Annotated in this window: 4 protein-coding genes; 2 read left to right on the top strand and 2 right to left on the bottom strand. The window is 65.8% G+C overall.

Annotation, left to right across the window (positions count from 1 at the left end):
• The first annotated feature begins 363 nt into the window (after positions 1-363).
• A complete protein-coding gene (locus tag ACFC3J_RS21395) occupies positions 364-1065 on the top strand; it encodes a 2OG-Fe(II) oxygenase (RefSeq protein WP_375197996.1) in 702 nt (233 codons plus the stop codon).
• Between the two features lie 141 nt (positions 1066-1206).
• Positions 1207-3876, top strand: coding sequence for a TonB-dependent receptor (locus ACFC3J_RS21390; RefSeq protein ID WP_375197995.1), 2670 nt, complete (start codon positions 1207-1209; stop codon positions 3874-3876).
• Positions 3877-3931: 55 nt separating this feature from the next.
• On the opposite strand, the gene ACFC3J_RS21385 is transcribed toward ACFC3J_RS21390, so the two are convergent.
• Together ACFC3J_RS21385 and dnaN are read right to left on the bottom strand one after the other, a co-directional pair.
• A complete protein-coding gene (locus ACFC3J_RS21385) occupies positions 3932-6541 on the bottom strand; it encodes an EAL domain-containing protein (protein WP_375197994.1) in 2610 nt (869 codons plus the stop codon).
• A 52-nt stretch (positions 6542-6593) separates the two neighbouring features.
• The coding region (gene dnaN, locus ACFC3J_RS21380; protein WP_375197993.1) for a DNA polymerase III subunit beta at positions 6594-7387 on the bottom strand (794 nt) is incomplete at its 5' end.

Genomic DNA, 7387 nt, shown 5'->3' with positions numbered 1-7387 from the left:
GCAGGTTTCCGATGCGCTCTGTCCTGTTCCGCCTCAGCCTTGCCCTCGCCACGCCCTTCGCCGCCATGACCAGCGCGCCAGATTATGCCGCCGCAATTGCCGATCCCAAACGCCCCGCCGAAGCAACAGCGCTGGATGAAGGACGCAAGCCTGCCGAAACGCTCGCCTTCCTTGGCCTGAAACCCGGTATGACGGCGGCCGATCCCGTGAGCGGATCGGGCTATCGGGCTGAGATCATGGCCGACTTCGTCAAGGCCGGCTTCGTGCCGGATGGGGAAAGCCCGCTGCTCGCCAGTCCGCGGGATGATCGCGCGACCGCTTCCTCTTCCGGTTCCGCAAAGGCTTTTGAACGCAAGCGACGGGATGACGGGGACAGGCGCCCGCGCCATTCTGGCGGGTATGGACCTTGCAGATCTCGACCTTCACGGGGCGGCGCGCCTGCCAGCCCTGCTCTCCCCCGATCAATGCGCGGAGATGATCGCGCTGTGGGAAGAGCCGCACCTTTTCCGCAAGGAAGTGGTGATGGCGCGCCACGGCTATGGCAGCGGGCGCTATCGCTATTTCGACTATCCCCTGCCGCCGCCTGTCGCCGCGCTGCGCGAGACGCTGTATCCGGCACTGGCGCGGGTCGCCAATCGCTGGGCGGAGATGCTGGGAAACAGCGACATCTACCCTGCGAGCCACGCCGATTTTCTGAGGCGGGGAGCGATCGTCGGACAGGACAAGGCGACGCCGCTCCTGCTGCGCTATGAGGCGGGCGACTGGAACGCGCTGCATCAGGATGTCTATGGGCCGCATATCTTTCCGCTTCAGGCGGCGATCCTGCTGTCGCAACCGGAGCGCGACTTTACCGGCGGCGCTTTCATCCTGACCGAACAGCGGCCCCGAATGCAGTCACGCCCGGAAGTGGTTCCGTTGGCGCAAGGGGACGCGGTGGTCTTCCCGGTGCGGGAACGGCCCGTGGTCGGGAGCCGGAGCATGCACCGCGTGCAAATGCGCCATGGCGTCAGCCGGTTGCTGTCGGGCATGCGCTATACGCTGGGGATCATCTTTCACGATGCATGATTTCCGCGGATTACATTTTGCGACAAATCTTTATGGGCCTTGCCAGATTCCTGCGACAACTCCCGCCTAGAGGGGAGGCACCAAGGGTCCAGAACTAGGGGTGAAAAAGTGCGCCGATCGATCGCGTGTCTTCTGTTTCCGATGATGGTCAGCACAGCGCCCGGCGCGCTGATGGCGCAGACCGACCTGCCTCAAGGCCCGACGACGCAGATGGAGGATGCCGACGAGATCGTCGTCACCGGCCAGCCCCAGCGCGGCGCAGTGATCGGCAATGTGAAGCCGGAGCAACAATTGTCCTCCGCCGACATCCGCGCGCTCGGTGTCACCTCCATTTCGGAAATGATCACCGAATTGTCGCCGCAGACCAACGGGACGCCGGTGATCCTGCTGAACGGCAAGCGGATTTCCAGCTTTTCGGAAATTCAGGATATCCCGTCAGAAGCGGTGGCGCGGGTCGACATATTGCCGGAGGAAGTGGCACTCTCCTATGGCTATGCGCCGACGCAGAAGGTTGCGAATATCGTATTGCGCGAGCGTTTCCGGGCCGAAAGCATGGACCTGCGCGCCGGAACCACGACGGAAGGCGGACGCGACAATGGCTCGGCCGAAGGTGGGCTGCTGCGCATCCGGGGCGACAATCGCTTCACCCTGAACATGCAGTACAAGACCGCCGCATCACTGCTGGAAAGCGAGCGCGCGGTGGTCCCGAACGTGCAGGGCGAAGCGGTCCGGACGCTGTCGGGACTGACCGCCTTTCTCGCCGGGCCGGACAGCGTCGGCGGGCCGGAACTGGCCCATCATCGCACGCTCAGCCCAGCGACCGAGAGCTTCGCCACCAACGCCACGCTCGCCCGCGCGCTGGGCAAGGTGTCGATGACCATCAACGGACGGCTGGAACTGTCGGACAGCGACAGCCTGCAGGGCTATCAGTCGGCGCGGCTGGCGCTTCCGGCGAGCAACCCCTTCTCGCCCTTCGACGAGAACGCGTCGCTGACCCGCTATCTGCGCCAGGCAGGCGAGCTGGGGCAGCAGATCAGGGGCACGACCGGCCATGTCGGGCTGACGCTGAACGGCCTTCTGGGCAAGGGCTGGCAATGGTCCTTCACCGGCAATGGCGATTATTCCAACACCCGCACCTCGACCGATCGCGGCGTCGACACCGGCGCGATCCAGAGCGCGATCGATGCGGGCGCCGATCCCTTCGGCAGCTTTTCGCCGGGCCTGCTCTCCACGCGGGTGACTGACCGGGCCGAGGCCGAATCGCGGGCGGTGCAGAGCGACCTGCTGCTGTCGGGACCACTGTTCGACCTGCCTGCGGGCGCAGTAACGACATCGGTGCGCGTCGGCGGATCGGCCTATGGCTTCGACAGTTTCTCGATCCGTTCGGGCGTCGAGCGCAACAGCAGCTATAGTCGCGAGATCGCGAGCGGGCAGGTCAGCTTCGACCTTCCGATCACCAGTCGGTCGAAGGGTGTCCTGGGCGCGGTGGGCGACGTCGGCGTCAATGTAAACGCGGCGGCGCAGCGTTATTCGGACTTCGGCACGCTTTCGACGCTGGGCTATGGGCTGCGCTGGCGGCCGGTCCCCGCGGTGCAGCTGCTGGTGTCGGCCAATCAGGACCGCGCCGCGCCGACGGGAACGCAGCTCACCGATCCACTGATCTCGACGCCCAACGTCTCCGTGTTCGATTATGCGACCGGGCAGACCGTATTCGTCTCGCAGCTGGGCGGCGGCAACGCCAATCTCAGGGAAAGCGTGCGCGACCAGTTCCGCCTGAGCGCCACGATCAAGCCTTTTGAAAAGCCCAATCTCACGCTGACGGCGAGCTATATCAACAGCCGCACCAGCAATCCGATCTCGGCCTTTCCGACGCCCACCCCGGCGATCGAGGCGGCCTTCCCCCAGCGATTCCTGCGCGACGAGGACGGTAATCTGGTGCAGATCGATGCGCGGCCGGTCAATTATCTGCGGTCGCAGAGCGAACAGCTGCGCTGGGGGTTCGACCTGTCGATCCCGCTGAAGTCGCACATCCAGAAGGTGGTCGAGGCGTGGCGGGCGGCGGGCGCCCGGCCAGAGGAGCGGCCCAAGGAATTGCAGGACCTGCGCGGCCTGTTCGGCAATCGCGGCCCAGGCGGCGGTCAGGGCGGCCAACCGCGGGGACAGGAGGGTGGCGAACGGCCGCATGGAGAAGGAGATCAGGGGCCCGGCGGCGGACCCGGCGGCGGTGGCGGCTTCGGCAGTGGCGCCCCCCGCGGGCCGGGCGGTGGCTTTGGCGGAAGCGGCGGCTTTGGCGGCGGTGGACGGGGCGGCGGCAGCGGGCGTTTGAGCTTCAGCCTCTATCACACATGGCATTTCACCGAGAGCATCCTGATCGCGCCGGGCGTGCCGGAACTGGACCTGCTGAACGGCGACGCCACCGGGTCATCGGGCGGCCAGCCACGCCATGAACTCAATGCGCGCATCGGCTATACCAACAATGGTCTGGGGGCGCGGCTCAGCGCCGATTGGGAAAGCGGCACCCATGTCAATGGCGCGCTCAGCGGAACGGCGGCCGGGACGTCGCGGCTCAACTTCGGCAGTCTGGCGACGGTGGACCTGCGGCTCTTTGCCAATCTGGGGCAGATGCCCTCGCTGGTGAAGGCGCATCCCTTCCTGCGCGGGGCGCGGGTATCGATCGGAATCGACAATATCTTCAACCAGCGCCGCGAGGTGACCGATGCCAGCGGGATGACGCCCGTGCGCTATCAGCCGGGCTATCTCGACCCGCTGGGGCGGGCCGTGACCATCAGCTTCCGCAAGCTGTTCTTCTGACAGACGCTGCCGCGCTGTGTCGGGGTTGGTGACTTTCCGCCCCGACAGGCCGCCCTCAGGACGCCATCGCCCTCGGCGCGGCGCGCAGTCCTGCCAGGTCGACAGACTGGGTGAACTCGACGCCCATGCGATCCTCCCTTGACCAGCGCGCAACGGCGTTGACGGTCTGGTTATCGCCCAGTTCGATCGCGAACAGCGTGCCTTCGGGCACGTTCCAAAGCCCTTCCAGCTGCGCGCCCGTCGCCGAGATATTGCGGATGCGGCCAGTGTAGACATGGCCTTCATGATGCACCGCCACGGTGCGCAACATGGTCTTGCGCTCCGGGCGGCTCGACTGGAAGCCCTGCGGCAGGATGGCGCCCTGCTGGCCGTGCTGCTGAACGAGTACGTCGGGCGCGGGCAAAGGACGGCCATAGACATAGCCCTGAATATGACTGCATCCCAATTGCCGGATCAGCGCCAGTTCGTCCTGCGTTTCCGCGCCTTCGGCCGTAGTGTCCATGCCCAGCGCTTCGGCGAGGCTGACGATCGCCTTGATGATCGCGCTGTTGCGGCTGCCCCTGATAGCGGCGCCGCGAACGAAGCTCTGGTCGATCTTGATCTTGTCGAACGGCGCCTTCTTCAGATAGCCGAGCGAGCTGTAGCCGGTGCCGAAATCGTCGAGCGCCAGACGCACGCCCAGCGCTTTCAGGCGAGCGAACATGGAATCCGTGCCGTCATCATCGTTCAGGAACACGCTCTCGGTGATTTCCAGCTCCAGCCGCTCGGGCGCCAGCCCCGCTGACGCCAGTGCGTTCATGACCGTGGAGGGAAGGCCCGGATTGGCGAACTGGATCGGCGAGACGTTGACCGCAACGCGAACCCCCTCGCCCCATTGCGCCGCGTCATGGCAGGCGGTGCGCAATACCCAGTCGCCGATCGGGCCGATCAGGCCGCTATCCTCCGCGATCGGCACGAAAATGGCGGGCGAAATGGCGCCGCGCGCCGGATGATCCCAGCGCAGCAGCGCTTCATAGCCGGTGATCTGCTCGGTCTTGGAGGACACCACCGGCTGATAGACGAGGTGCAGGCCGTTTTCGACCAGCGCCTTGCGCAGATCCTCTTCCAGTTGCCGGCGGTCCTCCGCATCGGCGTGCATTTCCGGGGAATAGAAGCGATAGACGCCGCGCCCGTCGCCCTTGGCCGCATAGAGCGCGAGATCGGCGTTGCGGATCAGCGCCTCTGCGGTGACGCCATCCTGTGGGCAGAAGGAAATGCCGATCGAAACGCCGATGACGACCGCGGTGTCCTCGATGCTGTAGGGTTGAGCGACATCGGTGATGATCGCCCGCGCCAGATGGTCGAGCATGATCCGGTCGGTGCGGCCGGGCAGCAGGATCTTGAACTCATCGCCGCCCTGACGGCCGACCAGCCCCCTGTCCCCGACGACGCGCTGGATGCGCTGGCTGACCTGCCGCAACAGCGCATCGCCCGCCGGGTGACCCAGCGTGTCGTTGACCGTCTTGAAGCGGTCGAGGTCGAGCATCATCAGCGTGCAGTCGCGGGGCTGGCCGTTCATGCCCGCCACCGCCTGTTCCAGCGAACGCATCATCTGCACGCGGTTGGCAAGGCCGGTCAGCGAATCATATTGGGCCAGCCGGTTCACTTCCGCCTGGCTGCGGCGCATTTCGGTAAGGTCCGTGCCGCTGCCGCGGAAGCCATGGAACTGGCCGAAGTCGTTGAACACCGGCTGGCCGGAGATCGACCACCAGCGCTCATCCTTCGCCATCGCGGCGCGCACCGCGATGTCCGCAAAGCCGGTCCGCGCCGACAGATGGAAGCCCAGCGTCCGTTCCCCGTCGCCCTCCTGCCGGTCGCCGGGCCGGACGATTTCGGTGAAGGGCCGCCCGATGAGCGTTTCCCCCCGCAGGTCGAGCGTGCGCGCCAGCGTGTCGGAAATATAGGCGATGCAGCCGTGCCGGTCGGTTTCCCAGAACCAGCCCCGGCCCGACCGTTCATGTTCATGCAGCAACCGATCGGATCGCTGGGCGCGCAGGTCGCGCTGATAAAAGGCGACGGCGCGGTGCATGTCGTGGGCCGCCTGTCGCAGGGCCGCGACCATCAGCACGGCGATGCAACTGATCAGCAGGCCGACCTGCGCGAAATCCGCGCCGTGCAGCAGAGAGGCCGTCAACAGACCCAGAAAATAGCTCACGCCCAGCAAGCGGCGGTCGCCGAAGATCGACACCGCCATCAGCGCAACCGCCAGTTCCGCCGCCAGATTGCGCGACAGGGCACCCGCGATCAGCGACGGCCCCAGCATCAGGCTGAAGGTCAGGCCCGACAGCAGCACCATGGGCAGCATCAGCCATTTCTGGTGATGGGGGCGCAGGCGCTGAAAACGGGCGCCGCGGGGCGCGACTATGGCTATGCCATCGACCAGCAGCATGGCCGACAGGGCAAGGGCATGGCCGATATTGCCCTGCTGGTAAAAGGGCACATGCAGCAGCGCGGTGATGCAGAGCTTGCCCAGAAGGACGAGCGGCCAGAGCCGGGCGATGTGAATGAAGGTGCCGGAAATCCAGGACGCGTCGACCTCCGTTCCGGCCTCGGCCAGACCGAGAGCCACGATGAGGTCAGTCCGCCGGGACTGCAATTCCGCGAGATTGGTCCGCAGGGAAGTCATGCTCCCCTGCGTAATGACGAGTTATTGAAAGATGCTTACCCGGCCGCCGGATTCAGACGCGCATCGGCATCAGCACGTAAAGCGCCGGGCTACGGTCATTTTCGCGGATCAGCGTGGGCGCGGCGGCGTCGGCCAGATGCAGTTCCACCGTCTCGCTGTCGATCTGGTTCAATATGTCGAGCAGATAGCGGGCGTTGAAGCCGATATCGAAGCCCTCGCCCTGGAAGGCGCCTGGCACTTCTTCGGCCGCCGTGCCGTTTTCCGGGCTGGTGACGGAGAGGGTGATCTTGTCGCGGTCCAGCGTCATCTTGACTGCGCGGGTCTTTTCGGTCGCGATGGTGGCGACGCGGTCCACGCCTTCCTCGAAGCTGCGCGGGTCGATCTTTAGCAGCTTGTCGTTCGCGGTCGGGATGACGCGGCTGTAATCGGGGAAGGTGCCGTCGATCAGCTTGCTGGTCAGGATCGCGCTGCCCAGGCCGAAGCGGATCTTGCTGGCCGACAGGGTGATCTGGACGGAGCCTTCGACCTCGTCGAGCAGCTTGCGCAGCTCGCCGATGCACTTGCGGGGCACGATGATGCCCGGCATGCCGTCGGCGCCGTCGGGACGCGGCACGGTGACGCGCGCGAGGCGGTGGCCGTCGGTCGCGGCGGCCTTCAGCACCGGCTGGCCGTCATCGGAGACGTGGAAATAGATGCCGTTCAGATAATAGCGCGTCTCTTCGTTCGACATCGCGGGCCGCACATGCGTCAGCGCCTCGGCCAGAACTGCGCCCTCCATCTCCCACTGCGCCGCCCAGTCCAGGCAGGCGATGCGCGGAAAATCGTCGACCGGCAGAGTCGGGAAGC

Source organism: Sphingobium sp. (assembly GCF_041987595.1).
In the GTDB taxonomy this organism is placed as follows: domain Bacteria; phylum Pseudomonadota; class Alphaproteobacteria; order Sphingomonadales; family Sphingomonadaceae; genus Sphingobium.
The sequence above is the reverse complement of the archived record's forward strand: the minus strand, read 5'-3'. Positions and strand labels throughout refer to the sequence as shown.